19 protein-coding genes and 1 pseudogene are annotated in these 25218 nt (G+C 72.6%); 13 read left to right on the top strand and 7 right to left on the bottom strand.

The genetic code is table 11. The annotated features are described in order from the left end of the window. Position 1: 1 nt before the first annotated feature. Positions 2-1066 carry a zinc-dependent alcohol dehydrogenase family protein gene (locus ACK1X7_RS42310; protein ID WP_385146589.1) on the top strand — a complete coding sequence of 355 codons (1065 nt, stop codon included), beginning with the start codon at positions 2-4 and terminating at the stop codon, positions 1064-1066. 168 nt (positions 1067-1234) lie between these two features. On the opposite strand, the gene ACK1X7_RS42305 is transcribed toward ACK1X7_RS42310, so the two are convergent. Continuing rightward, on the bottom strand, positions 1235-2542 hold the full coding sequence (locus ACK1X7_RS42305; protein WP_390794132.1) for a CitMHS family transporter: 1308 nt from the start codon (positions 2540-2542) through the stop codon (positions 1235-1237). Between the two features lie 144 nt (positions 2543-2686). On the opposite strand from ACK1X7_RS42305, the gene ACK1X7_RS42300 reads away from it, so the two are divergent. The 4 genes and pseudogenes from ACK1X7_RS42300 to ACK1X7_RS42285 form a co-directional block, all read left to right on the top strand. After that, positions 2687-3631, top strand: a complete 945-nt coding sequence (locus ACK1X7_RS42300; protein ID WP_361502572.1) for a LysR family transcriptional regulator — start codon at positions 2687-2689, stop codon at positions 3629-3631. 115 nt (positions 3632-3746) lie between these two features. Beyond that, a complete protein-coding gene (locus ACK1X7_RS42295) occupies positions 3747-4958 on the top strand; it encodes a CaiB/BaiF CoA transferase family protein (protein ID WP_385146593.1) in 1212 nt (403 codons plus the stop codon). Positions 4959-4989: 31 nt separating this feature from the next. Next, on the top strand, positions 4990-5937 hold the full coding sequence (locus ACK1X7_RS42290) for an HpcH/HpaI aldolase/citrate lyase family protein (RefSeq protein ID WP_413116514.1): 948 nt from the start codon (positions 4990-4992) through the stop codon (positions 5935-5937). A gap of 41 nt (positions 5938-5978) precedes the next feature. Next, positions 5979-6263: pseudogene (locus tag ACK1X7_RS42285) on the top strand (LLM class flavin-dependent oxidoreductase); the annotation flags it as partial. Positions 6264-6389: 126 nt separating this feature from the next. Here ACK1X7_RS42285 and ACK1X7_RS42280 read toward each other — a convergent pair. The 3 genes from ACK1X7_RS42280 to sigJ all read right to left on the bottom strand — a co-directional run bounded on the left by ACK1X7_RS42280 (position 6390) and on the right by sigJ (position 7920). Next, complete coding sequence (locus ACK1X7_RS42280; RefSeq protein ID WP_413116513.1) at positions 6390-6566, bottom strand: hypothetical protein; 177 nt, start codon at positions 6564-6566, stop codon at positions 6390-6392. 26 nt (positions 6567-6592) lie between these two features. Continuing rightward, the gene (locus ACK1X7_RS42275) at positions 6593-6928 is read right to left on the bottom strand and encodes a hypothetical protein (RefSeq protein WP_385146599.1); all 336 of its coding nucleotides are present in this window, start codon (positions 6926-6928) and stop codon (positions 6593-6595) included. Positions 6929-7029: 101 nt separating this feature from the next. Next, positions 7030-7920 (bottom strand): RNA polymerase sigma factor SigJ, encoded by an 891-nt coding sequence (gene sigJ / locus ACK1X7_RS42270; protein ID WP_390794129.1) that lies wholly within the window; start codon positions 7918-7920, stop codon positions 7030-7032. Positions 7921-8148: 228 nt separating this feature from the next. Between sigJ and ACK1X7_RS42265 the strand changes: the two genes are divergently transcribed. After that, positions 8149-9996, top strand: coding sequence for a glycoside hydrolase family 9 protein (locus tag ACK1X7_RS42265; protein WP_413116512.1), 1848 nt, complete (start codon positions 8149-8151; stop codon positions 9994-9996). Positions 9997-10057: 61 nt separating this feature from the next. On the opposite strand, the gene ACK1X7_RS42260 is transcribed toward ACK1X7_RS42265, so the two are convergent. Then, positions 10058-10546 (bottom strand): glutathione peroxidase, encoded by a 489-nt coding sequence (locus ACK1X7_RS42260; protein WP_385141213.1) that lies wholly within the window; start codon positions 10544-10546, stop codon positions 10058-10060. A gap of 81 nt (positions 10547-10627) precedes the next feature. Here ACK1X7_RS42260 and ACK1X7_RS42255 point away from each other — a divergent pair, with 81 nt between their 5' ends. Then, positions 10628-10888, top strand: coding sequence for a DUF3761 domain-containing protein (locus tag ACK1X7_RS42255; RefSeq protein WP_385141210.1), 261 nt, complete (start codon positions 10628-10630; stop codon positions 10886-10888). A 78-nt stretch (positions 10889-10966) separates the two neighbouring features. Here ACK1X7_RS42255 and ACK1X7_RS42250 read toward each other — a convergent pair whose 3' ends face one another. Together ACK1X7_RS42250 and ACK1X7_RS42245 are read right to left on the bottom strand one after the other, a co-directional pair. Next, positions 10967-11881, bottom strand: a complete 915-nt coding sequence (locus ACK1X7_RS42250; protein WP_385141219.1) for a YceI family protein — start codon at positions 11879-11881, stop codon at positions 10967-10969. A gap of 91 nt (positions 11882-11972) precedes the next feature. Continuing rightward, entirely contained in the window at positions 11973-13721 is a 1749-nt protein-coding gene (locus ACK1X7_RS42245) for an FAD-dependent oxidoreductase (protein ID WP_413116511.1), read from the bottom strand. Positions 13722-13925: 204 nt separating this feature from the next. Here ACK1X7_RS42245 and ACK1X7_RS42240 point away from each other — a divergent pair, with 204 nt between their 5' ends. The 6 genes from ACK1X7_RS42240 to fxsT all read left to right on the top strand — a co-directional run bounded on the left by ACK1X7_RS42240 (position 13926) and on the right by fxsT (position 25185). Further along, entirely contained in the window at positions 13926-15758 is a 1833-nt protein-coding gene (locus ACK1X7_RS42240) for a sigma-54-dependent Fis family transcriptional regulator (RefSeq protein WP_413116510.1), read from the top strand. Positions 15759-15843: 85 nt separating this feature from the next. After that, on the top strand, positions 15844-16401 hold the full coding sequence (locus ACK1X7_RS42235; RefSeq protein WP_385141201.1) for a hypothetical protein: 558 nt from the start codon (positions 15844-15846) through the stop codon (positions 16399-16401). A 66-nt stretch (positions 16402-16467) separates the two neighbouring features. Then, complete coding sequence (locus ACK1X7_RS42230; RefSeq protein ID WP_413116509.1) at positions 16468-17769, top strand: effector-associated domain 2-containing protein; 1302 nt, start codon at positions 16468-16470, stop codon at positions 17767-17769. Positions 17770-18152: 383 nt separating this feature from the next. Continuing rightward, positions 18153-19652, top strand: a complete 1500-nt coding sequence (locus tag ACK1X7_RS42225) for an effector-associated domain 2-containing protein (RefSeq protein WP_385141195.1) — start codon at positions 18153-18155, stop codon at positions 19650-19652. Beyond that, on the top strand, positions 19649-20830 hold the full coding sequence (locus ACK1X7_RS42220; protein ID WP_385141193.1) for an AAA family ATPase: 1182 nt from the start codon (positions 19649-19651) through the stop codon (positions 20828-20830). The genes ACK1X7_RS42225 and ACK1X7_RS42220 overlap by 4 nt, the downstream gene beginning before the upstream one ends. Further along, complete coding sequence (fxsT, locus tag ACK1X7_RS42215; RefSeq protein WP_413116508.1) at positions 20827-25185, top strand: FxSxx-COOH system tetratricopeptide repeat protein; 4359 nt, start codon at positions 20827-20829, stop codon at positions 25183-25185. The genes ACK1X7_RS42220 and fxsT overlap by 4 nt, the downstream gene beginning before the upstream one ends. Positions 25186-25218: the final 33 nt, after the last annotated feature.

Genomic DNA, 25218 nt, shown 5'->3' with positions numbered 1-25218 from the left:
CATGCGTGCTGTGGTGTTCGACGACTTCGGGCGCCGGCCCGAGGTCCGGAGCGTCGAGGACCCCGCTCCCTCCCCGCGCGGCGTGGTGATCCGCGTCGAGGCGACCGGGCTGTGCCGCAGTGACTGGCACGGCTGGATGGGCCACGACCCGGACATCCGGCTGCCGCATGTCCCCGGCCATGAGCTGGCCGGGGTGATAGAGGCGGTCGGCCCCGACGTCCTCAACTGGCGTCCCGGGCAGCGGGTCACCGTGCCGTTCGTGTGCGCCTGCGGGCGCTGTGCCGCCTGTGCGGAAGGCGCCCAGCAGGTGTGCGAGCGGCAGACGCAGCCGGGGTTCACCCACTGGGGCTCGTTCGCCGAGTACGTCGCGATCGAGAACGCCGATGTGAATCTGGTCGGGATACGCAACGAGCTGTCGTTCACCACGGCCGCCGGTCTGGGCTGCCGCTTCGCCACCGCCTTCCGCGCCGTCGTCGCCCAGGGCCAGGTCGCCCCGGGCGAGTGGGTCGCGGTGCACGGCTGCGGCGGGGTGGGGCTGTCCGCGGTGATGATCGCCACCGCTGCCGGGGCCCGGGTGGTGGCGGTGGACATCTCACCGGAAGCGCTCGCCCTCGCGGCCCGGTTCGGCGCGGCGGTGTGCGTGGACGTGGCGTCCACGCTGGGCTCGGTGGCGGAGGCGGTCGCGGACGCCACGGGCGGCGGCGCGCATGTCTCGCTCGACGCGCTGGGCTCCCCACGGACCTGCGCGGCGTCCATCAAGAGCCTGCGCCGCCACGGCCGCCATGTCCAGGTCGGACTGCTGCCACCGGCCGCCGGGACCCCGATGATCCCGATGGACCGGGTCATCGCGCAGGAGCTGCGCCTGCTGGGCAGCCATGGCATGGCCGCCCACGCCTACGGCCCGATGATGGAGATGGTCGAGGCCGGTTCGCTGCGGCCGGATCTGCTGGTCACCGATGTCATCGGGCTGGACGCGGTCCCGGAGGCGCTGTCCACGATGGCCTCCGGCGGGAGGGGCGGAGTCACGGTCATCGAACCGCACCGCCCGCCCTTGGCCGGGAGCTGACGGGCTGCCGCCCTGGCCGGGAGCTGAGGGGCCGCCCTGGCGGGAGCTGACGGGCCGCCACGCCGGGGCCGTCAGCCGGGCCGTCGCGGCGAGGCCGCCCTGACCGGGGCCGCCCGCGCCGTAGCCGCCTCGCCGTGGCCGCCCCCGCCAGGGCCGTCGCCACGAGGGTCAGAGCGGGACGGCGCCCGTCGCCAGAGCCGCGGCGGTCATCACGAGCGTGGTGCCGAAGGCCCAGCGGAAGAGGAAGCGCTGGTGCTCCCCGAGCTGGACGCCGCTCATGCTGAGGAGGATGAAGGTCGCGGCGGTGAGCGGGCTCAGCGGGAAGCCGGTGGTCATCTGGCCGAGGACGGCGGCGCGGGCGATCTCGGCGTGGTCGGTGCCGAAGGCGTCGGCGGTCCCGGCGAGCACCGGCAGCACACCGAAGTAGTAGGCGTCCGGGGTGAGGACGAGGCTCAGCGGCATGCTGGTGACGGCCACGAGCACCGGCAGATGTCCGCCGAGCCCGTCGGGGATGATGTCGACCAGCGCCTCGGCCATCTTCCCGATCATCCCGGTCCCGCCGAGGATGCCGGTGAACACCCCGGCCGCGAAGATCATGGTGATGACGAGCACCACGCTCTTGCCGTGCTTCTCCAGCAGCGCCTGCTGGTCCTCCCAGCGGGGGTGGTTGACCAGCAGCGCGAGGACGAAGGCGAAGACGAAGAGCACGGGCAGCGGCATGGCCTCCAGCACCAGGCAGACCAGCAGCGCCACGGTGAGCAGCAGGTTGAAGACGGTGAGCGCGGGGCCGGGGCGGGCGGCGACCCGGGGGGTGCCGGGGCCGTCCCCGACCGCCACCTCGGCCCGCGGGGCGGGTTCGAGGGCTTCGAGCCGCCGCCGCTCACGGCGTCCGATGAGATAGGCGGCGAGGAGCACCCAGGCGATACCGGCGGCGAGGGCGGGCAGCAGCGGTGTGATGATGTCGGAGGTGTCGATCTTCAGGGACGCGGCGGCGCGGGCGGTCGGCCCGCCCCACGGAATCATGTTCATCACGCCCGCGCCCAGGCCGACCACCCCGGCGAGCACCAGCCGGCTCATCCCGAGTCGCTGGTAGACGGGGAGCAGCGCGGAGATGGTGATGAGGAAGGTCGAGGCGCCGTCGCCGTCGAGCCCGACGCATACGGTCAGTACGGCGGTGCCGACCGTGATCCGTACCGGGTCGTTCTTGGCGGCCCGCAGAATGCCGCGGATCAGCGGTTCGAAGAGGCCCGCGTCGATCATCAGGCTGAAGTAGAGCACCGCGAAGGCGATCATGATGCCGGTCGGGGCGACCTTGGACAGCCCGTCGAGCGCCATCGGGCCCAGGTCGTCGCCGTATCCGCCGATGACCGCGGTGACCACGGGCATGAGGACGAGTGCGACCAGCACCGAGACCCGTTTGAACATGGTCAGCAGCAGGAAGCCGCCGATCGTGCAGAACCCCAGTGCTGCCAGCATGGCCGCTCGCTTCCTCGTCCGGTCGGGTGCTGCCGAAGAGTTTCCGAGCGGGGAAAGATCCGCGTCCAGCATCGAACACAGATCTATCCATGCGATCTGCGCAACAGTTCCGCCGCGCGGCCGCCGCGCCTACGCTCACGGACCATGGACGTCACCCTGCGCCAGTTGACCGCGTACGCGGCGGTCGCGCGCGCCGTGAGCTTCACCGCGGCCGCCGCCGAACTGCATGTGTCCCAGTCGTCGCTGAGCCGTGCGGTCGCCGATCTGGAACGGACGCTGGGGATGCGGCTGCTGGAGCGGGACACCCGCAATGTGCGGCTCACCCCGGCGGGCGCCGAGGCGCTGCGGATCGCCGACCAGATCCTCTCCGCGCACCGCGCGGGCCTGGCCCAGTTGGGGCGTTACGGGGCCGGTGAGCGCGGGGCGGTGGCCCTGGCGACCCTGCCGTCGGTCGCGGCCGTGCTGCTGCCGCCGGTGATCTCCGCCTTCCGCGCGCGGCGCCCGGAGATGACCGTACGGCTGCTGGACGGGCTGGAGCGCTCGGTGCTGGAGCGGGTGGTCGACGGGGACGCCGACTTCGCGGTCAGCACGGTGGCCCGGCGCGCCCCGGGCGTACGGCTGCGGCCGCTGGTGCGCGACCGCTTCGACGCGGTGCTCCCGGAGCACCATCCGCTGGCCGAGCGGGAGGAGGTGAGCTGGGAGGAGCTGGGCCGGGAGCCGTTTCTCGCGGTGGGCACCGACTCCAGCGTGCGCCGGATGACCGACGCGGCGTTCGCCCAGGCCGGTATGGAGGCGAACCCGGCGGCCGAGGCGTCGAACGTGGCCACGGTGGGCGGGCTGGTGGCCGCCGGGCTCGGCGTCTCCGCGCTGCCCGCCCTGGTCCATCCGCTGATGGTGCCGGGCCAACTGGTGCGGCGCCCGCTGGTGGGGCCGGTGGTGGAGCGCCGGCTGTATGTCGTCCTGCCGACGCGCCGCACCCTGCCGCCGGGGGCGCGCCGCTTCCTGGACCAGTTGGAGGAGTTCCGCTCCGCCGCCGACGCCCTGCCGGCGGGGGTGGTGTGGGAGGAGGCGGACGACGGGCCGTGGTGAGGCCGCGGGGGCGCTGTTCAGCGGCGACGGTCAGCAGCGATCTTTGCGAGATCCGCATGAATTGATCTCCTTTCATTGCTGGACGCGCATACACCCCACCCCGCAGCCTGGCCGCATGGAGGACCAGACCAGCACACGGCAGGGACAGCTCACGGGGCTGAAGGTGGTGGAGTTCGCCCATGTGGTGGCGGGCCCGCTCGCCGGGGGGATGCTCGCCGACCAGGGGGCGGACGTCGTCCACGTGGAGCCGCCGGGCTCCGGTGACGCGGCGAGGGCGATGGGGCCGCGGCGCGACGGCGTTCCGCTCTGGTTCAAGGTGGCGGGGCGCAACAAGCGCTCCGTGACCCTGGATCTGCACCACCAGGAGGGCCGGGAGGTCGCCCGGGAGCTGATCGCCTGGGCCGATGTGGTGATCGTGACGCTCCGGGCGGGCCGGCTACGCGCCTGGGGCCTGGACTGGGAGGCCGTCCACGCGCTCAACCCCACCGCGATCCTGCTACAGATCTCCGGCTTCGGCGCGACCTCGTCCCGTGCCGACGCGCCCGGCTTCGGGAAGATGGGCGAGGCCCGCAGCGGTGTGGTCCATCTGACCGGCTTCCCGGACGGCCCGCCCGTGCACACCGGCTTCTCGCACGGAGACGCGGTCACCGGGCTGATGGGCGCGTTCGCGATCCTGGCCGCCCTGCACCGCCGTGACACCGATCCGGACTTCGACGGCGAGTGGATCGACCTGGCGCTGTTCGAGCCGCTCTACCGCCTGGTGGAGTGGCAGATCATCGCGTACGACCAGCTCGGCGCGGCCCCCGAGCGGGCGGGCAACCAACTGGCCGTCGCCCCGGCCGCCGTCATCAACACCTACCGCAGCGCCGACGGCGACTGGCTCACCGTCACCTCCGCCACCAACCGCTCGGTGCGCAATGTGGTGCGGCTGCTGGGCCTGCCCGACGAGGAGTTCGCCACCGTGGACCAGCAGCACGCGGGGCGCGAGCGGCTGGACGCGGCGCTGCGGGACTGGGTCGCGGCGCGGCCCGCGGCCGAGTGCCTGGCGGCGTTCGAACGGGCCGAGGTGGTGGCCTCGCGCGTGTTCACCGCCGCCGACATCGCCGCCGACCCGGTCTACGCGGAGCGCGAGGACATCATCACGGTGGACGACGCCGACCTCGGCCCGGTGCGGATGCAGTCGGTGATCCCGCGCTTCCACCACTCCCCCGGCGCGGTGTGGCGCACCGGCCCCGCGCTCGGCGCGGACAACGCGCTGGTCTACGGGGAGTGGCTGGGCATCGACGACGGACGGCTGGCGAAACTGGAGGCCGAGGGTGTCATCTGACGGCGCTACGGGCGCTACGGGCGCGACGGGCATGACGGACGTGACGGGCCTGACCGATGTGACGGACCCGACGGGTATGACGACGCGGCGCGTCCCCTTGCGCTCCCTGCTCTTCGTGCCCGGCAGTCGGACCGACTGGCTGCCCAAGGCGGAGGCGGCGGGCGCCGACGCGGCCATCCTCGACCTGGAGGACGCCGTCCCGGAGGACGGCAAGGCGGCGGCCCGCGAGGCCGTGGCCGAGGCTGTCGACCGGGCGGCCGGAACGCCCGCTCCCATGCGGCTGCTCGTACGGATCAACGCACTGGACCGGGCCACGGGCTGGCAGGGCGCCGACGACCTGCGAGCGGTGGCCCGTCCCGGGCTCTACGGCATCGCGCTGCCCAAGGTGAGCGGCCCCGAGGACGTGCTGACCGCCGACCGGCTGCTGGCATGGTGCGAACGCGAACACGGTCTGCCCGAGGGCCATTTCGCCCTGCTGCCGCTGCTGGAAACGGCACGCGGACTGCGCGAGGCGTACGCCATCGGCCGGGCCGCCGCCCGGATCGCCCACCTGGGCGCGGTGACCGCCCCGGGCGGGGATGTGGAGCGGGCGATCGGCTACCGCTGGAGCCCGGAGGGCGAGGAGACCCGTGAACTGCGGGCCCGGGCACTGCTCGACGCACGCGCCGCGGACCGCCCCCACCCGGTGGCCGGGCTATGGGCGGACGTGGCGGACCTCGCGGGGCTACGGCGCTTCGCCGAGCAGAACCGCGCCCTCGGCTACGAGGGGATGGCGGTGATCCACCCGTCCCATGTGCCGGTGGTCAACGAGGTGTTCGCACCCGACGCCGAGGAACTGGCCCGCTGTGAACGGCTGATCGCGGCGGTGGAGCGGGCCCAGGCCGAGGGGGCGGGGGCGGTGCTCTTCGAGGGCCGGATGGTCGACGAGGCGATGGCGGCAACGGCCCGCCGCACCCTGGCCCGTCACGGTGAGGAGTAACGGCGGGCCACCACCCTTGCGTCGGCCCCGAGAGGCACGGCGAGGAAGGCGAGGCGGTGCGGCGGCTCCTCGACCGGCGCGGCACCACCTCCACCGCACCGGACCGGCACACCAAGCTCTACCCCAACTACCGCGGACGCATCGCACCGCAGGACCACGACCTGGTCCTGCCCTCCCTGATGAACACCCTGGCCCTGGTCGGCACCCGCGACGACCTCCGCACCCGCATCACCGCCCTGGAACAGGCCGGCATCGACGAACTCCTCATCCAGCCGGTGATCGACCCGCCCACCGAGATGGCCCAGCTCGCGAAACTCCTCACCTGAGCGGACCCGCCCACACAGTGCGCGGTGTGCGAGCAGACCGGGGAGCCCGGCGAGGACCAGGCCGCCGCGCACGCGTCGGCGACCGGCCGCCGTGCCATGGGCAGCGGAGCGTTGATCCAATCACTGTCACCGCTCGGCCTCATCGACGCATATCCGCTCCGCATCCACCCGATCGTCCTGGGCGCGGGACGCCGGCTGTTTCCTCCGGGTCAGGAGCATGGCGAGCGACCGCGCGGCGATCACCGCGGTCGAGGCCAAGGCTGCCGTGGCCGACAAGATGACGAGGGCGGGCCAGATGTACATGAGCTGGGCCAGTGTCCCCTCACGGTTCATGAACAGGCCGACGAGGTCGGTGAGCTGGGCGAGAAGGACAATGGGAAGGGCGCAGGGCAGCATGCGCAAGCCCACGCGCCACAGCGGTCGTCCGCCACGCGCCGTGCCCAGCGGCGTGCTCGAACGGCGCCGAGCACGCCCAGGGCGACCGCCAGCAGGGTGAGCGCCGCGAGGGCGTAGTCGGCCTTCATGACGAACGGGGTCCGCACCGTCGGGGACTTGCCCCGCGCCAGGTCGACCAGCCCCTGAAGCATGACGGCGGCGTCATCCCCGGAGATCATGTCAGCAGCGTCCTCCAGAAACTCGACCTCCGCCTGGGCGGCCAGGGACACCGACGGCTCCTCGCTGTTCTCACCTACCTGCGCGCCTGACAGCCCGACGCCCCCGAAGACAACGAAGGTCCTCGGCCCCGACTCCGGTGGCTCCGGTGGCGTCAGTCCAGGACCGTCAGATCCAGCCCGCTCAGCCGCTGCGGGTCGGCCAGGATGTCGATCGCCACGATCCTGCCGTCCGTGACCGTGAAGGCCAGCACCGAGAACGGCCGCCCGTCGCGGGAGCTGACCACGCCCACCGCCCCGTTGACGAGCGCGGGACGGGCGAGGAGGCCCTTGCCGCCGAGGCGGGAGAAGGTGAGCGCCTGGTCCGCCACGGCCGCCGCGCCGTGCACCTCGCGCGGGGCGGGGGCGGGCGTGGGGCCGTAGTCGGCGCGCAGGACGACATCCGGGTCGAGTACGGAGATCAGCCCCTCGAAGTCGCCGTCGCGCGCGGCGGCGAGGAAGGCGCCCACGACCTCGCGCTGCCGGGCCAGGTCCGCGTCGGGGACCGGGGCCGCTCCCCGCACCCGGCGGCGGGCGCGGCTGGCGAGCTGACGGGCGGCGGCCGGGGTGCGGTCGACGATGGGGGCGATCTCGTCGAACGGTACGGCGAACAGATCGTGCAGTACGAAGGCCAGCCGTTCGGCGGGGGCCAGCGTCTCCAGGACGACCAGCAGGGCGAGGCCGACCGAGTCGGCGAGCAGCGCCTGGTCCTCGGGGCCCGGCCCGGTCTCACCGCTGATGACCGGGTCGGGGAGGTGCACCCCCAGCGGCTCCTCGCGCCGCGCGGTGCGCGAGCGCAGCATGTCCAGGCAGACGCGGCCGACGACGGTGGTCAGCCAGCCGCCCAGGTTCTCCACCGCGGCGGTGTCGGAGCGGCTGAGCCTCAGCCATGCCTCCTGGACGGCGTCGTCCGCCTCGCTCAGCGAGCCGAGCATGCGGTAGGCCACCGCCCGCAGATGGCCGCGGTGGGCCTCGAAGCCCTCCGCCAGAAGGTGGTTCTCGTTCATCGGTCACATCCCCTTGTCGCGGACCGCACCGGCGCAGGCCACACCGTGCTGACGGATGGGCCGGGTGCGATGTGACGGAGGGGACGGAATGTTTTGTGCGGGCCCGTGCACCCGTCCAGTCCCTTGACGCACTGCGATCACATCATTACATAAATTGGGAGCGCTCCCATGTCTCCCACGTCTCCCACATCTCCCCACATCGTCCACGCCGTCCGAGGAGGATCCGTCATGCCCGTGTCCCTGTTACCCCGTCCGCGCGGTGCGCGCGCCGCCACCGCGCTGCTGACCAGCGCACTGCTGCTGATCGCCGCCCAGTCCGCGCCCGCCGGGGCGGACTCCTCCGCGGCGCCCGCGCCCCCGACCGCTGCCTCCGCCGCCCCGTCCGCCGTCCAGGTCAATCAGCTCGGGTATCTGCCGGACGGCCCCAAACGCGCCACCGTCGTGAGCGCGAGCGCCACCGCCCTGCCCTGGCAACTGCGCGACGCCGCGGGCCGCACCGCCGCCTCGGGCAGCACCACCGTACGGGGCGCGGACGCCGCCTCCGGGCAGTCGGCCCATCTGGTGGACTTCTCCTCGTACCAGGGGACGGGTAACGGCTACACGCTCACCGTGGACGGCCGGACCAGCCATCCCTTCGACATCCGCGCCGACCTCTACGACGGGCTGCGCGCCGACGCCATGTCCTTCTTCTACCAGCAGCGCAGCGGTATCCCCATCGAGGCGTCACTGGCCGGTACGGCATACGCGCGCCCGGCGGGCCATCTGGGGGTCGCCCCCAACCGGGGCGACACCGCCGTGCCCTGCGTCAGCGGGGTGTGCGACTACGCCCGGGATGTGCGCGGCGGCTGGTACGACGCCGGTGACCAGGGCAAATACGTGGTCAACGGCGGGCTCGCGGTCTGGCAGCTCGTCAACTCCTTCGAACGCGCGAAGCGCGCGGGGCATGCGGCGGCGCTCGGCGACTCCACGCTGCGCGTCCCCGAGCGCGGCAACGGGATCCCCGATGTGCTCGACGAGTCACGCTGGGAGCTGGAGTTCCTGATGCGCATGCAGATCCCGGAGGGCAAGCCACGGGCGGGGATGGCCTTCCACAAGGTCCATGACGCCGCCTGGACCGGTCTGCCCACCCGTCCGGAGCAGGACGCCGAGCCGCGTGAGCTGCACGCGCCGTCCACCGCCGCCACTCTCAACCTGGCCGCCGCGGCGGCGCAGTGCGCCCGGGTCTACGCACCGTACGACGCCGCCTTCGCCGCCCGCTGCCTGGACTCCGCGCGTCGCGCCTGGGCCGCCGCGCAGGCGAACCCCGATGTGCTGGCGCCGGGCTCCGACTCCACCGGCGGCGGGGCGTACGAGGACGGCGAGGTGGGTGACGAGTTCTACTGGGCGGCCGCGGAGCTGTACGCGACCACCGGGGAGGCGCGGTACCGGGACGCGGTCACCTCCTCGCCGTACCACACCGCGAGCGATGTGTTCACCCCGTTCGGCTTCGGCTGGCAGGACACCGCGCCCCTCGGCCGGATCGTCCTGGCCACCGTTCCCAACCGCCTGCCCGCCACCGACCTCGCCCGCGTCCGCGCCTCCGTGGTCTCCGCCGCCGATGGGCAACTGAGCACGATGGCCGGCCAGGGCTACGGGGTGCCGCTGCCGGCGGACGGCTATGTGTGGGGCTCCAACGGCCAGGTGGCCAACAACGGGACCGTCATGGCCATCGCCTACGAGCTCACCAAGCAGCGGCGCTACCGCACCGGGGCGCTGGAGACGCTGGACTATCTGCTCGGCCGCAACGCACTCGGCCAGTCGTATGTCACCGGCTACGGCGAGCACGCCACGCAGAACCAGCACCACCGCTTCTGGGCGCATCAGTACGACGCCTCGCTGCCGAACCCGCCCGCCGGATCGATCGCGGGCGGCGCCAACGCGGGGCTGGAGGACCCGGTGGCACAGGAGAAGCTCCCGGGCTGCGCGCCCGCGGCGTGCTACATCGACGACATCGGCTCGTACTCCACCAATGAGGTGGCGATCAACTGGAACGCGCCGCTGGCGTGGCTGACCGCGTTCGCCGCGGAACGCGGCTGAGCCGGGGTACCCGGTCGACCCGGCGGGCGAGGGGCCGGTGGCCCCTCGCCCGCCGTCGTTTTCACCGCGGCAACTGCGCCTCGATCGCGGCGACGACGTCCTCCGCCTCCGGCTCGGTGCGCGGCCGGAACCGGCCCACGACCTCGCCGTCCGGCGAGATCAGGAACTTCTCGAAGTTCCACTGCACATCCCCCGCCTCGCCCTGCGCGTCCGGCGTCCGCGTCAGCTCGGCGTAGAGCGGATGCCGCTGCTCACCGTTGACATCGATCTTCTCCAGCAGCGGGAAGGACACGCCGTAGGTCGTCGAGCAGAACGTCTGGATCTCCTCGCTCGTCCCCGGCTCCTGCCCGGCGAACTGATTGCAGGGAACCCCCAGCACGGTGAACCCGCGCTCGGCATAGCGCTGCTGGAGCCGCTCGAGCCCCTCGTACTGCGGGGTGAGACCGCACTTGGACGCCACATTGACCACCAGCAGCGCCGCGCCCCGATGCGCACCGAGAGAGGTCGGCTCGCCGGTAAGGGTGTGCAGGGGAATGTCGTACAGGCTCATGGGATCAACCGCCTTCGTCGTTCGGTGGGTGAGCCCAAATCTATGCGCTCACGGGCCCGTGACGCCCGGTAACCCGTCCGGGTGAAGGACACCGCCGAACCGACCCCCACCGTTACGGTCACCAAGACCGTCACCGCGAAGCCGAAGCCGAAGCCCAAGCCCGCGCCCAAGGCGACGAAGAGCGCCGAGGACGACTCGTCGTCCGGCGGGTCCTCGGCCAGCAGTACGGGCGGATCGAGCAGCGGTGCCACGGCACTCTGCAACGACGGGACCTACTCCTACGCCGCCCACCACCAGGGCGCGTGCTCGCATCACGGTGGCGTCGCCGTCTTCTACAGGTGATCCGACACGGCGATGGGGCGGGTCGCGAAGCCCGCCCCATCGCCTGCCGGGTGACGCCGGGTGGCGCCGGGTGACGGCTTACTCGGGCGGCGTCGGCGTGTCGTGGCTGCGGTACATCGCCTGGATGTCCAGCTCCAGCTTGACCGTGGGGCCGACCACGGCGATGCCGCGGGCGAGCATGTTGCGCCAGTTAAGGGTGTAGTCCTCGCGGTGCAGTTCCGCCGTGGCGAGGGCGGCGCAGCGCAGTTCCTGGTCGTAGCCGCCGTTCACGGCGCCGAGGTAGGTGGTGTCCAGGGTCACCGAGCGGCTGACGCCGTGCATGGTGAGGGGGCCCTGGAGGGTCCACTTGGGTCCGCTGCGCCAGGTGAAGCGGTTGCTGGCGAAGTGGATCTCCGGGAAGTTCTCGACGTCGAGGAAGTCGGCCGAGCGCAGGTGGTTGTCGCGGGTGTTGTTGCCGGTGTTGATGCTGGAGGCGTCGATGACGACCTCGACGCGGGAGTCCTCCATCCGCTCGGCGATGTGGATGCCGCCCCGGAAGCGGGTGAAGCGGCCGTGCACATTGGCCATGCCGACGTGGCGGGCGATGAAGCGGATCGCGGTGTGCGGCGGGTCGAAGAGCCAGGTGCCCGGCGGGGGGAGTTCCAGTTGCTGGGAGGGTTCCATCTGCACCCGGCGGGGCGGTTCGCTCTGGCCGTGGGCGATGTCGACGGTGAGGCGGTTGGGCTGCAACCCGCTTCCGGTGAGCAGCACGGTGTACTGCCCCGGCTCGAGCGTGGCGAGGAACAGGCCGTGTGGATCGGTGGTGGCCTTGGCCACCGTACGGGCGGCGCCACGCGTCTCGGTGACGGTGACCTCCACGCCGCCCAGGGCCTGGCCGACTGGGTCCAGGACCTCGCAGCTAAAGGCTCCGGCACCCACGGGCAGGGGGATCCTGAGTCCTGGTCCGCGGTCCGGACGCTTGGTGCGCATGCGCCGGAGCAGGGCGAGGGGCATTGCAGTCATCTCACTAACGGTTTCTCTGAGGATGTGGGCGCGTCCATGATGGAGCCCCAGGTCGGGCTCGCCGCGCCCGGGGGGGTGGGTGTCAGCCGTGGCCGAGGATCTTCCGTACCGCCCCGATCAGCAACTTCCCCGCGTGCGGGGACACTTCGGGATGGCGGAAGCCGATGTGGTTGTCGGGGCGGGTCAGCAGGGCCCCGCAGTCGCCGATCTCGCGCAGCCGGGCCCAGTCGCCGTACGGGTCCTCGTACTCCTGGCCGGGGCCGATGGAGACGGTGACGAGCTCGATGCCGAGTTCCTTACGGGCCGCCGCGGCGGCCTCCTCCCAGCAGTCCCCGCCGATGCCGGTGAAGAGGGTGAACCGGCCGTGGCCACCGAGGTCGAGGGTGGACAGCCGCTCACGGCCCCGGACGACCCACGCATGCGGCAGCTTGGCGCCGGGGCGGGTGCTGGGCTGGTGGTACAGCTCCGGGTCGCGGCCGAAACCGGGGTCGGGGGTGCCGTCTGGGACGATGGCGTCCGAGACGTACCGCTGGTTCATCTCCACACCGTGCGCGTTGAACTCGTACACCTTGGCCGCGATGGCCTCGCGCAGCCCCTGCCGTTGCTTCGCGCCCTCGGGCGTGGCGGCCTTACGGGCGTCGACATTGCGCCACATCTGCTCGGTGTCGGAGGTGACGAGCACACCCAGCGCCTCGAAAACCGGCGCGGTCTCACCGATGCTCCGATTGGCCCGCTCGACGATCTGCCGCCCCACCGGCGCCCGTTCGGCGGAGTAGGTGTCCAGAAGGGCGGGGGCGGCGGTACCGTCGAGGACCAGTTTGAGCTTCCAGGCGAGGTTGTACGCGTCCTGGATGGAGGTGTTGGAGCCGAGCCCGTTGGACGGCGGATGGCGGTGGACGGCGTCGCCCGCGCACAGCACCCGCCGGTCGGCGTAGGTCTCGGCGTACAGATGGTTGACGGTCCATGCGGAGGTCGAGGTGATGCGCACGGGGATCGTGTCGTCGCCGAGCAGCCGGTGCACCACGGACCGCGCGAACTCCTCGGTGAGGTCCGGCGGGCCCGCCTCGAGGTCGTAGCCCCACACCACCATCCACTCGGTCCAGGGGCGCACACAGCGCACCAGGCCCGCGCCGATGCCGCCCACCGTCGCGCCGGGGGCCAGCACCCAGTAGAGGGTGGAGGGGCGATGGGCGGTCAGCTCGGTGAGATCCGCCTCGAAGACGATGTTGAGGCTGCCCGCGACGCCCATCCGGCCGACCGTGGGCAGCCCGGCGTTCTCCACGACACGGCTGCGTCCGCCGTCCGCGCCGACCAGATAGCGGGCCCGGACGCGGTAGGTGTCCCCGCGCAGCCGGTCCTCGACCAGCGCGGTCACGGAGTCGTCCGACTGCTCGTGGGAGAGGTACTCGGTGTGGAAGCGCAGCGCGGTGCCCCGGGAGACCGCGGCGTTCACCAGCACGGGCTCCATCAGGTGCTGGGGCATGTCGCACATCCGGCTGGGGCTGGCCAGTTCATGGGCGGCCTGGACGAGCGGATCGTTGCCCCAGGAGCGCAGCCGTCCCAGCTCCTCGCCCGCGAGGCTGGTGCAGAAGACGGTGTTGCCCATCAGCGGCTGCGGCGTGGCCTGGGCGGTGACCTGGTCCTCGACGCCGAGGTCGCGCAGCACCTCCATGGTGCGCTGGTTGGTGATGTGCGCGCGGGGCGTGTCCGCCAGGCTTCCGTACCGGGTGACCATGACGTTGGGCACGCCGTAGGTGCTCAAGGCGAGCGCCGTCGCGGCTCCGGCGGGGCCACTGCCCACGACCAGGACGTCGGTCTCGACGGTCTCCACTGCTGAAGGGCTCCTCTCCGGGTGATGGGCGATCTGCTGACGATCGGCGGTCTCCCGGCGACCGGCGACCGGCCAACAGCGATCGGCCTTGACGCCTTGCGGCCCGTTCGCGACCGGCGATCGACCATTGGTGATCTTGTTCCAGAACCCGGGCCCCGAGGTGTCTCATTTCGAAACACCGGCGACGTATACGGTGGCGTGGCTGTGACGACCACCGATGACACCCCCGCCGACTCGGCCCTCTCTGCGCTGCGCCGGGCGCGCGACCGGTTCCTCAGCGGACGGCCACCGGGCGACGGGGTCCCCGAGGACCTCGCCGAAGCCTGGCGGCGGGCGCGGTTCTTCGGCGTACCGCGCGATCTGGTGGCCCCGCCCAGGGTCCGGCCGCCCGAGGACTCACCGCTGCTGGCCGCGGCGCGCCCCGCGCTGGACCGCGTGGCGCCCACGCTGAGCGGTGAGATGGGGCTGGTGCTGGTCGACTCCCGCTGCCGCGCGCTGTGGTCGGCCGGCGGCCGTTACACCGGCACGTCCCCCGATGTGGCCGGTCTCGATCTGTCGGAGCAGGCGGTCGGGCACAACAGCGCCGCGCTCGCGCTGCGCACCGGGCGCCGGGCCGAGGTCCACGGCCCGGAGCACTTCCTCGACCTGTGGCAGGAGGTGTCGGCGGTCAGCGTTCCGCTGTACGAGCCGACGGCGGGCCGCCCGGCAGGCACCATCACCGTGGTGACCCCGCTGGGCGAGGGCCGCACCGGCCATCCGGCCGCGGCGGTCGCCGAGGCCACCGCGCACGCCGTCGAGACGGAGTTGCTGGGCCGGGCGCGCCCGCCGGAGCGGGTGCTGCTCGACGCGTATCTGCGTCAGCGGGCCGACGGGGCGGCCGTGGTGGCGCTCGACGGCAGCAGCCGCCTCGTCAGCCCGGAGGCGGCGCGGCTGCTGTCGCAGGAGACGCTGGCGCGGCTGGAACGGCATGCCACGGCCCTCCTCAGGGACGCGGACGCCGGACCGGAGGGCGCGGACGCGGGACCGGAAGACGCGGACGCGGGACCGGAGGGCGTGCGCTCCGGGACGCCGGAGGAGATCGCCGTACCGGACGTCCCCGGGCTCACCGTAAGGATGACGCACGTGGTGCACGGGGGCGAGGTCATCGGGGCCGTCGCCACCGTGTGCCCGGCGGCCCGGCGGGCGCGGGCGGCGGAACGGCCGGGCCATGACCGGCTCCCGGGGCTCGTCGGCACCTCCCCGCCCTGGCGGGTGGCCGTCTCCCGGGCGACGGAGCTGGCGCGGGCCGCCGAGCCCCTGCTGCTGATCGGCGAGCCGGGCGTGGGCAAGACCGCGCTGGCCCGCGCCCTGCTCGACCGCCGGGGCGCGGCGGCACCACGTCTGGTCGACGCCGCCGAGCAGGTGGCCGGTGAGGTCCCGGGCTGGTGCCGCGCGCTCGCGGAGGGGGACGGCGGCGCGCCGCCGCTGCTCCTGCGCCACGCCGAGCGGCTGGGCCAGTCCGATGTGGCCGCGCTGCTCTCGCTGCTGGAGGGGCGGCCCGCGGTGCCGTTGGTGGCGACGCACACCCCGGGGGCGCGGACCGGTCCGTGTCTGAGCCGGCTGCTGGACATCCTCTCGGCCCGCTCGGTGACGCTGCCGCCGCTGCGCGAGCGGGTCGAGGACATCCCGGCGCTGCTGGCGGGCCTCGCCCGGCGCCCCTCCCCCGGACGTCCCCCGCTGACCTGGAGCCTGGACGCGCACCGGGCGCTTGAGCAGCACATCTGGCCGGGCAATGTGGCCGAACTCGCCCATGTCGTACGGGAGGTGGCCGAGCGCCGCCGCGCCACCGGGCCGGTGCGGCGCGAGGAGCTGCCGTACGGACTGCGGGTGCCACCGGCCACCCGCCGGCTGAGCGGCATGGAACGGGCGGAGCGCACGGCGATCCTGGAGGCGCTGCGCCGCCACGGGGACAACAAGGTGCGGGCCGCCGAGTCCCTGGGCATCGGCCGGGCCACGCTGTACCGGAAGTTGCGCGCGTACGGAATGGACCAGGCGTAGGGGAATGGACCAGGCGTAGGGGCGGAAACAGTCACCAGGGGGCCGGTCACAGGGGAGCCGGTCATCGGTCGCGGAGGGGGCAACGGTGACGCGAGACAACAGCGCCGAGGGCGAGGCGGTCACGGGCAGGCTGCTGATCCTGGAGTACGAGCAGGTGAAGGAGGAACAGCGGGCGCGGATCGGGTTCCGCGACAATCTGCTCTACGCGACACTCGCCGCGATGGCGGCCATCATCACCTTCTCCCTCCAGAGCCATGGACGTCCGGAGCTGCTGTTGCTGCTGCCCCCGGCGTCGGCCCTGCTGGGCTGGGCGTATCTGGTCAACGACGAGAAGATATCGGCCATCGGGCGGTATGTCCGGGAGGATCTGGGGCCCCGGCTGGCGGCGCTGGTGCCGGGCCGGCCACCGGTGTTCGGCTGGGAGCGGGCCCACCGCGACGACGGCCGCCGGATCTCCCGCAAGCGGCTGCAACTGGCGGCCGATCTGCTGCTGTTCACGGTGGCGCCGATGGCCGCCCTCGTCGTGTACTGGGCCTCGGAGCCGGTGCGGGCGGTGCTGCTGGTGGTGTCGGTGGCGGAGGTGGCGCTGATCACCGTCCTGGGGGTGCAGATCGTGCTGTACGCGGATCTGCACCGCCCCTGACGCATGAGGCCCATAAGGTGCATCGCATCCATAAGGTGTCGACGGAAGCTGTCCTAGGGGGGATCCATGGGCGCTGCGGGCAAGGGCGGGACGGCGCGGGCCGATGTGGTGGTGCTGACCGCGCTGGAGGTCGAGTACCGGGCGGTCCGGGCCCATCTGGAGGACCCGCGCCCGGTCGACGCGGAGCGCGGCGCGCTCTTCGAACTGGGCGTGTTTGGCGACGGGTCCGGTGAGCGGATGGTCGCCATCCATATGACGGGGCCGGGGAATCCGGGCGCCGCGGCCTCGGTCGAGCGGGCCGCGGCGCTCTTCGCGCCCCGGGCGGTGCTGTTCGTGGGGGTCGCGGGCGGCGTCAAGGACGTCGCGCTGGGCGATGTGGTGGCCGCCGACGCGGTCTACGACTACGAGACCGGTAAGGACACCGAGTCGGGGTTTCTGCCCCGGCAGAAGTCCCATCAGTCCGCTTACGGGCTGGTGCAGTTGGCCCGGCTGGTGGCGGCGGGCGACGCGTGGCAGCGGCGGATCCGCCCGGGGGACGACGTGCCACGCCCCCGCGCCCATGTGAAGCCGCTCGCGGCGGGGGGCCGGGTGGTGGCGCATCACCGCTCGGATGCCGGGCTGAGGCTCGCGGCCAGTGCGGGGGACGCGCTCGCGGTGGACATGGAGGGCTTCGGCTTCCTCGCGGGCGCGTATGTCAATCAGCAGTTGGACGCGCTGGTGATCCGCGGCATCTCGGATCTGCTCGGGGACAAGGGCGAGGCGCACGACGAGCGCTGGCAGCCGGTGGCCTCCCGGCACGCGGCCGCCTTCGCCTTCGAACTGATCGGCCGGATCCCGGTGGCGGCGCAGGCCCGGGCGGCGGCGGACGCCGCGACAGCCCGCCCGCTCGCCGCCGACACGCGGTCCCTTGCCTCGGGTACGCCGTCCCTCGACGCCGATACGCGGTCCCTTGCCTCGGGTACGCCGTCCCTCGACGCCGATACGCGGTCCCTTGCCCAAGGTACACCGTCACTCGCCACCAGCACGCGGTCTCCCGCCGCCGAAACGCGGCCCGAGACCCCCCGTCCGCGCAAGCTGACGATCCGTGACCTCGGCGGTCTCGCGGACACCCTGCTGGCCGTGTCCGGGATGACCTCCCCCGCCCGCTGGCAGCAGTTGCTCGACGAGCTGCCCACCGTGGGCACCGCGGTGGGCCGTCACTCGGCGAGCCGCGCGGAAGCCCTGTCCCTGCTGCGCACCTGCGAGGCGCGGCATGCGATGGGCGAGCTGGTGGAGGTGGTCGCGGTGCTCGCCCCGGACGATCCGGCGGCAGCCGAACTCGCCCGGCGGGTCGAGGAGCTCGGATGGGGAGGTCATCCCGGACAGTGACCCTCCTCACCCTCCCGACCCGGCGGGTGCCGAACCCAGGGCCGCCCGCGCGCGGGGCCCGCACCCTCCCCGGGCCACGGCGGAAGGCCGTCCCGCACGCCACGTCGCCGGAATCGTCCAGGTGGCCCCCTGGGGAGGAGCGCCTTCCGCCTTACGGGCGCGTGCTCCCTCGGTCCACCAGCGGGACATGTCCCCGCCGCGGCACGGCCCGCCCGGCTCGGGGACCGTGCCCTGGACATAATCACCCAGGGGGTGTCAGGCGGACCTCGCGGGGAAAACAACTTGTCCCGGAGTCCGAGCGGTTGGCGCCCGCGTGTGGCAGGGTCTCCGGCGGGATCATCGGCGGCGGGGACCGGTGATGCGGCCTCGGGGGAGGGCACAGCATGGCGGCCATGGGGGAAGGTGGCCTGAAATCGGTTGGCAACCTCGTCACGGCGTTGAAGGAGTTCCGCTGTCTGACGGATCCGGATCTGCGCACGCTGTGTCTGGATCTGGTCGCCATGGAGCTGGAGATGACCAGCGTTCCCGTGCGCGTCCACCGAGTGACCGACTACTTCCTGGTGGAACTGGCCCGCGAATGCCTGGAAAACGTGCGGATCATGCACGCGCTACGCGCGTCCCTCGCGGTGATGGCGGCGGCCGACGAGGACGCCATGATGCGGCTCGACTCGGTCATGGAGCAGATGACGGCCCGTCCGGCACTGCCCGAGACCGCCGCCGCGAAGCTGCGGTCGCTGCTGGAGGAGCTGGAGATCGAGCAGTTGGGCCAGTTGTGCCGTACGGCGGCGGGCCCGCTCCAGGACATCCCCGCGGTCACCGGCCCCTGGCACGCCTTCGAGGTGCTGAGCCGGATGAACGCGCAGCCGGGCGGGCTGCCGCCGGGGCTCGCCCTCGTGGAGTACCTCGCGGCGGCGGCGCGTCCGCTCGAGCGCGCCGACGCGCTGCGCGAATGGGCCGATGAGCGGGCCCGGGAGCTGGGCCTGACGCCACAGTTGCGGTCGCTGCGGCAGCAGGTGGGACATGCCGCCCCGGCCGGGCCGGTGGACGCCTATCTGGTGATCCGGCTGCTGCCGCAGGAGGAGGCAGGGTGCTACGAGCTCTCGTCCTGGCACCAATACGACCCGTCCGGCTGGCATCCCGCCCGCGGTCCGGTCACCCAGGTCACCTCTGAGACCGCGGAACGGGCGGTCCAGACGCTGGTGTACGAGGCCGCGGAGGAGTGGGACGACGCCGGGGCGATCCATGTCGAGTTCATGCTCGACTCGGATGACCTGAATCTGCCGGTCCACCGCTGGCGTCTGGAGCTCGACAGCGAGTCCCCCATCCCGCTGTACATGGGGGGCTATCCGGTGGTCGTACGGAGCCTGGAGCGAAGCCGGACCAGACGCTGGCACCGCGAGTGGAAGCAGCGCTGGAACGTCTTCGACCAGCAGCCCGAGCGCGCCAAGCAGCTCGTGGTGGACGGCGAGGACCCGGACAGCCCGCGCTCCGGCGACACCACCGCCCTGCTCGCCCGGCTCAAGGCCGACCCCCAGGTCGTCGCCCTGATCCTCAACTCGCCCCCGGGGGCCACCCCCGAGGGAAACTCGGAGGTGCTGACCGCCTGGCGGGCCGGGATCCCGGTGGTCGCCTGGGACGGCCGGATGCCCCGTGACCCCTGCTTCGTCCAGCAACTGAGACAAAAACAGGCCGAGCCGACCGGGAACCTGGCACGGCTCCGCGAAGCCGTGACAGAGTTACGTCTGGACGCCCATACGATCGGCTCCGCGGAGGGGGAGCATCACCTCGGGCAACATGTGGTGCTCGTTTGGGACGACCCAACCCGACCGGTGGAACCTCTTGGGCGCATGACGGGGCCGGACGACGGGGTAGGTGGTCGATGAGCGACGGAGAGCCTGCGCGGCGGCACAACGGACGGGTCCAGCAGGACTCGGGGTCCGCTTCCGGTGCCCTGCCGTCCGGGATACCGCGCCCCTGGTGGATCTACCAGGGCACCGGGCGCCCGCTCCACGACGTAAGCCTGGAGGAGATCCTTCCGCCGCCGCCCCCGTGGCGCACCTTCGGCGGGGTCTCGGCCTGCCCGTCCGACGGCGAGGGCCTGCCCGGCGCGTTATCGGATCGGGACGACCCTCCGACCGAGCCCCCGGCGCCGCCGGAGGACGAGCAGGACACCGCCCGGCGGCTGGGCACGGCACCCCTGGGCGTGCGCTCCGACCCCGAGGAGGCCGATCTCGTCAACGCGGCGCTGATCCTCAGACGTCCCCTTCTGGTGACGGGCCGCCCGGGCACCGGCAAGTCGACGCTGGCGTACCGCATCAGCCGGGAGCTGGGCCTGGGCCGGGTGCTGCGCTGGCCGATCACGACGCGATCCACCCTACGGGCCGGGCTTTACGGCTACGATGCCGTCGGCCGTGTGCACGCCGCCGCGGCCGGACAGGCGTCGGAGGGGGACACGCACGAACCCGGACCGGAGGACATCGGCGACTTCCTCCAACTCGGGCCGCTGGGCACCGCGATGCTCCCGCACCGTCTGCCGCGCGTCCTGCTCATCGACGAATTCGACAAGAGCGATATCGATCTGCCCAATGATCTGCTCGACATCTTCGAGGCCGGCGAGTACTCCATTCCCGAGCTGGTGCGCATCCGCCGACGCCGCCCGGCCGTATCGGTCCTCACCGACGATCCGGAGCGCAGTACCGTCATCGCCTCGGGGCGGGTGCGGTGCAGCGCCTTCCCCGTCGTCGTCATCACCAGCAACGGCGAACGGGACTTCCCGCCCGCGTTCCTGCGGCGCTGTCTCCAGCTCCGGCTGCCCGACCCGGACGCGGACCGGCTCGCCGCGATCGTGGCCGCGCATCTGGGACGGGCCGACGATCCACGCGCGCGGGAGCTGATCCAGATGTTCCTCGAGCGCAGCGAGCGCGAAGGCGGCCTCGCCGCCGACCAGTTGCTCAACGCGGTGTATCTGGTGACGGCCCAGTCACATGTACCGGGGCCCGAGTGGGAGGAGCTACTGCAGGCCGTCTGGCACCGGCTGGACAGTGCAGCAGGCTCGACATGACACATCACCCAGGCGGCCGGTCCGCCGGGCCCGGCCCTCGGGACCTCGACTGGCGGCAGCTCGCCGACGCCCTGTGGCTGGCGGTCTGCAAGGCCGAAACGGACCCGGGCCCCGGACGGCCGGACCCGGGACCCCTTCCGGGGACACCGGAGGCGGACGCCCCGCCGCCCGGTGACGAGCCGTCCGACGAGCCACGGCAGGACCGCGAAGGGGAGCGCCCCGCGTCCAAGCCCGAGGCCGGGCCCGCGGCCGCGGAGCCGCTGCTCCCCGTGGAGCTGCTCGGCGTCCCCGCACCGCCCGGGGACGCGGAGCCGGTGACCCTCGCGGAAGCATTCGTGCCCGCGCGCCGGGCGCCCGTCTCCGAGCGGCCGCTGCCCGAGCGCGCCCTGTCCCGGGCGCTGCGGCCGCTCAAGCGCACCTCGCCCTCGCTGGTCGAGACGGAGATCGACGAGGAGGCCACGGCCGAGCACGCGGCGCGCGAGGGACTGTGGGTGCCCACCTGTGTGCCGGTGCGCGAGCGCTGGATGGACGCGGTTCTGGTGGTGGACCGCGGCAGTTCGATGGTGGTGTGGCGGCGGACGGCCGAGCATCTGGCCACCGTGCTGCGACGCACCGGCGCGTTCCGGGATGTGCGGGTGCACCGGCTGAACACCGACCATCCATTATCCGAGGACCGGTCGCCGGTCGCCGGGATGCCGCCGCGCGGCAAGCGGACGGTGCTGGTGCTGACCGACGGCATCGGCGCGGCCTGGGCCGATGAGAGCGCCCAGCGCGCGCTGGCCCACTGGGCGCGGCACGCCTCGGTCGCCGTGCTGCACGTCTTACGCCAGGGCCGCTGGCACCACACCGGTGTGGCGCCGGAGCGGGTGCGGGTGCGGGTCCCCGAGGCGGGCGCGCCCAATGGCACCTGGCGGCGGGCGGACGGCGGTTCCTGGCCGGACAGCGCACCACCGGTCCCGGTGCTGGAGCTGGACGCGCGGTGGATGGCCAACTGGGCACGGCTGGTGACCCGCCCGTCGGCGCGCGGCGAGGACACGATGGCGCTGCTGCCCGGGGCGCCGGCCGAGCGCTGGGAGCCCGAGCCCGAACCGAGCGCCTGGGACCGCGTCTTCCGGTTCCGCGCCACCGCCTCGCCGAGCGCCTTCCGGCTGGCGTCCCGGCTGGCCGCCGCGCCGTTGAACATTCCCGTGATGGAGTTCGTGCAGGGGATCCACCAGCCGGAGGGCAGCCCCGGCGATCTGGCCGAGGTCCTGCTGGGCGGACTGCTGCGCAAGGTGGGGACCGCCGACCCGCTGGACGAGACGGGCATCGGCTACGAGTTCCACGAGGGGGTACGGGAACTGCTGCTGTCCGCCGGGATGCGGGACGAGTCGCTGTACATCCTCGGCAGCGTCCTCGACCGGCTCGGCCGCCGCTGGAAGCCGCTGCTGATGCTCCGCGATCTGCTCAACCACCCCTCCGGCTCGGTGCGCGACCTTCCCAACACGGAGCGCCTGCTGCCGTACATCCGCCTTCAGGAGCAGGTGTACCAAGCGCTTTCCGGCCCGTACCTGGAGGGCGCGCGCTCCTTTCGCGCCCTGGTCCTGGCTCATCAAGCGCTCGCCCGCTCGGGGGAAAGCCGACCAGATCCAGTTGAAGGCGCATTACACAGGGGAAAATATGTGGACTCCGAGGCGGTTGACATGACGTACTCCACGACTCCCCGACCTGATCCGCAACCCGAGGCCGACGATTCACCATCCCCGCCGGCGCACGGCACGCCGGGCCCGGCGGCGGAGCATCTGAGAGGAACATTCGTGTCCGTGACCGCTGCCCGGTCCCTGCCCGCCGTGGAGGAGCGCCAGGCCGGGGAACCCCCGTCCATCTGGGGAAATGTACCGCCCCGGAACAACAACTTCACCGGGCGGCAGACGTTGCTCGACACTCTCCACGAGCGGCTGAGGAGCGAGGGCACCGCCGCCGTGCTGCCCGAGGCGCTGCATGGGCTGGGCGGGGTGGGCAAGTCACAGATCGCGCTGGAGTACGTCCATCAGCACTCCGCCGACTACGACGCGGTGTGGTGGATCCCGGCGGAGCGCCCGGAGCAGATCCGCCAGGCGCTGGTGCAGCTCGCCGACCGGCTCGGACTGCGCGCGGGCATGGAGGCCAACACGGCCGTGCCGAGCGTGCTCGACGCGCTGCGCACCGGACGCCCGTGCCGCAACTGGCTCCTGGTCTTCGACAACGCCGAGGAACTGGAGACGGTGCGGCCGTTCTTCCCGGCGGGCGGGCCGGGCCGGATCCTGGTCACCTCGAGGAACGCCCAGTGGTCGCGCGCCGCCCGCACGGTCGAAGTGGACGTCTTCGAGCGGGAGGAGAGCATCGAGCTGCTGCGCCGCCGGGGGCCGGAGCTGCCGCGCGATCAGGCCGACCGGGTCGCCGACGCCCTGGGGGACCTTCCGCTGGCCATCGAGCAGGCGGCGGCCTGGCTCACCGAAACGGGTATGCCGGTCGACGAATACCTTCAGGTCTTCGAGGACGAGCGGGCCGATGTCTCCACCCGCCGCAATGAGCTGCTGGCGGCGGGCGTTCCGGTGGACTACCCCGAACCGGTCGCCGCCGCCTGGAACATGTCGCTGCGCCGACTGGCCGAAACCCATCCGGGTGCGCTCCAACTTCTCCAGATGTGCTCGTTCTTCGCGCCCGAGCCGATCTCCCGGCGGCTCTTCTCCGGCGTGCGCGGGGTCTCCCTCTCCCCCGAGCTGTCTGAGGTGCTCCAGGACCCCATCAAGCTCGGCCACGCGATCCGTGAGATCAACCGCTACGCCCTGATCAAAATCAATCACCGCAGCAACACGATCGAAATGCACCGGCTGGTGCAGGCCGTGCTGATCGGCCAGATGTCCACGCAGCAGCAGGCGGATATGCGCCACAGCGCCCATGTGCTGCTGGCGTTCGGCGACCCGAACGACGTCGCTCCCCCGAACTGGGGGCGGTACGCCGACCTCCTCTCCCATGTCCGGGCGTCACGCGCGATGGAGTGCGATGACAAATGGGTGCGGCAGATGGTGCGTAACCTGGTCCGCTTCCTCTATATCTGGGGGGATCACGAGGGTGCGCTCGAGCTCGGTACCCAGGTGCGCCGGGAATGGGTGGAGACGCTCGGCGAGGACAGTGCGGAGACGCTGGCCGTCTCCCGGACCCTGGGCCATGTCCTGACCGTGCTCGGGCACTTCAAGGAGGCCCGGGAGCTCAACCGCCGGACGCTGGAGCTCCAGCGCGCCAAGGACGGCGACGACCACGAGAACACCCTGGTGACTCAGGGCGCGGTCGCCGTCGACACCCGCTACCAGGGCGACTACGCGCGCTACGTGGAGCTGGAGAAGGACCGCTGGACCAGGACTCTGCGGCTCTTCGGGGACGAGGACCCGTACTCCATCGGCTCGGCGAACGACTACGCCCTGGCACTGCGCGCGGTGGGGGACTACGAACGCGCCCGGCAACTGGACGAGGACGCCCGGCGCACCGCCGGTCTGGTGCTCGGTGAGAACGCCCTGCTCACCATCCTGGTGGAGGCCAACCTCTCCATCGACATCCGCGAGGGCGGTAACTATCCGGCCGCCCGCGACATGCTGGAGCAGACCTGCGCCCGCGCCCGCCAAGCGCTCCCGCAGAACGCGCCCATCGGGGTCTACGCCCTGCGCAACCTCGCCGTGGCGCGTCGTAAGGCGGGCGACCACGAGGGCGCCCTGGACCTCAGCCGGGAGGTGCTGGAGCGCTACCGGCTGCGCTACACCGAGCCCAACCTCAACATCACCATCACGGCCCTGGCCCTCTCGATGGATCTGCGGCAGACCGCCGATCTGGAGGGCGCCCGTGAGCTGGGCCGCAAATGCCTCGACGAGATGCGCGTCCTGCTGGGGGAACGGCATCCGGCGACGCTGGGCGCGGCGACCGACCTCGCCGTGACGCTGCGGCTGCTGGGCGAGATGGATGAGGCGCTCGCGCTGAACAAGCAGACGCTGCCGGTGCTCGTCGAGCGGCTGGGAGCCGACCACCCCACGGCGCTGGCCTGTGCCATCAACATGGCCAGCGACCACTACACCCTCGCGGACTACCAGGAGGCCCGCGACCTGGACACCACCACCCTGGCGACCTGCCGGTCCCGGCTCGGTGAGGACCATCCCACCACCCTCGCGTGTGCGGTCAATCTGTCGGGGGATCTGCGCGCGCTGGGCGAGGGCAGGCAGGCGGAGGAGTTGCACCAGGACGCGCTCGGCCGGCTGCGCCGGGTGCTGACGGCCAACCACCCGACGACGGTCGCGGCGGCCCGTGGCATCCGGGCGGACTGCGATGTGGAGCCGATCTCCATCTGAGCCGCCGTCCGCGGCTCCGTTCACGGGGCCCGT

Origin of the sequence: Streptomyces sp. CY-1 (assembly GCF_047218265.1) — a bacterium.
Classification (GTDB): domain Bacteria; phylum Actinomycetota; class Actinomycetes; order Streptomycetales; family Streptomycetaceae; genus Streptomyces; species Streptomyces niphimycinicus.
Note: the sequence above shows the minus strand (reverse complement) of the source record. Positions and strands in the feature narration are given on the sequence as shown.

Bases quoted from the DNA above. Each gene is read 5' to 3' on its own strand.
- ACK1X7_RS42250 (WP_385141219.1), bottom strand. From the start codon at position 11,881: ATGCCCCTCGCCCTGCTCCGGCGCATGCGCACCAAGCGTCCGGACCGC.
- ACK1X7_RS42310 (WP_385146589.1), top strand. From the start codon at position 2: ATGCGTGCTGTGGTGTTCGACGACTTCGGGCGCCGGCCCGAGGTCCGG.
- fxsT (WP_413116508.1), top strand. From the start codon at position 20,827: ATGACACATCACCCAGGCGGCCGGTCCGCCGGGCCCGGCCCTCGGGAC.
- ACK1X7_RS42305 (WP_390794132.1), bottom strand. From the start codon at position 2,542: ATGCTGGCAGCACTGGGGTTCTGCACGATCGGCGGCTTCCTGCTGCTG.
- ACK1X7_RS42260 (WP_385141213.1), bottom strand. From the start codon at position 10,546: ATGAGCCTGTACGACATTCCCCTGCACACCCTTACCGGCGAGCCGACC.
- ACK1X7_RS42295 (WP_385146593.1), top strand. From the start codon at position 3,747: ATGGAGGACCAGACCAGCACACGGCAGGGACAGCTCACGGGGCTGAAG.
- ACK1X7_RS42230 (WP_413116509.1), top strand. From the start codon at position 16,468: ATGGGCGCTGCGGGCAAGGGCGGGACGGCGCGGGCCGATGTGGTGGTG.
- ACK1X7_RS42225 (WP_385141195.1), top strand. From the start codon at position 18,153: ATGGCGGCCATGGGGGAAGGTGGCCTGAAATCGGTTGGCAACCTCGTC.
- ACK1X7_RS42220 (WP_385141193.1), top strand. From the start codon at position 19,649: ATGAGCGACGGAGAGCCTGCGCGGCGGCACAACGGACGGGTCCAGCAG.
- ACK1X7_RS42290 (WP_413116514.1), top strand. From the start codon at position 4,990: ATGACGGACGTGACGGGCCTGACCGATGTGACGGACCCGACGGGTATG.
- ACK1X7_RS42265 (WP_413116512.1), top strand. From the start codon at position 8,149: ATGCCCGTGTCCCTGTTACCCCGTCCGCGCGGTGCGCGCGCCGCCACC.
- ACK1X7_RS42300 (WP_361502572.1), top strand. From the start codon at position 2,687: ATGGACGTCACCCTGCGCCAGTTGACCGCGTACGCGGCGGTCGCGCGC.
- sigJ (WP_390794129.1), bottom strand. From the start codon at position 7,920: ATGAACGAGAACCACCTTCTGGCGGAGGGCTTCGAGGCCCACCGCGGC.
- ACK1X7_RS42280 (WP_413116513.1), bottom strand. From the start codon at position 6,566: ATGTACATCTGGCCCGCCCTCGTCATCTTGTCGGCCACGGCAGCCTTG.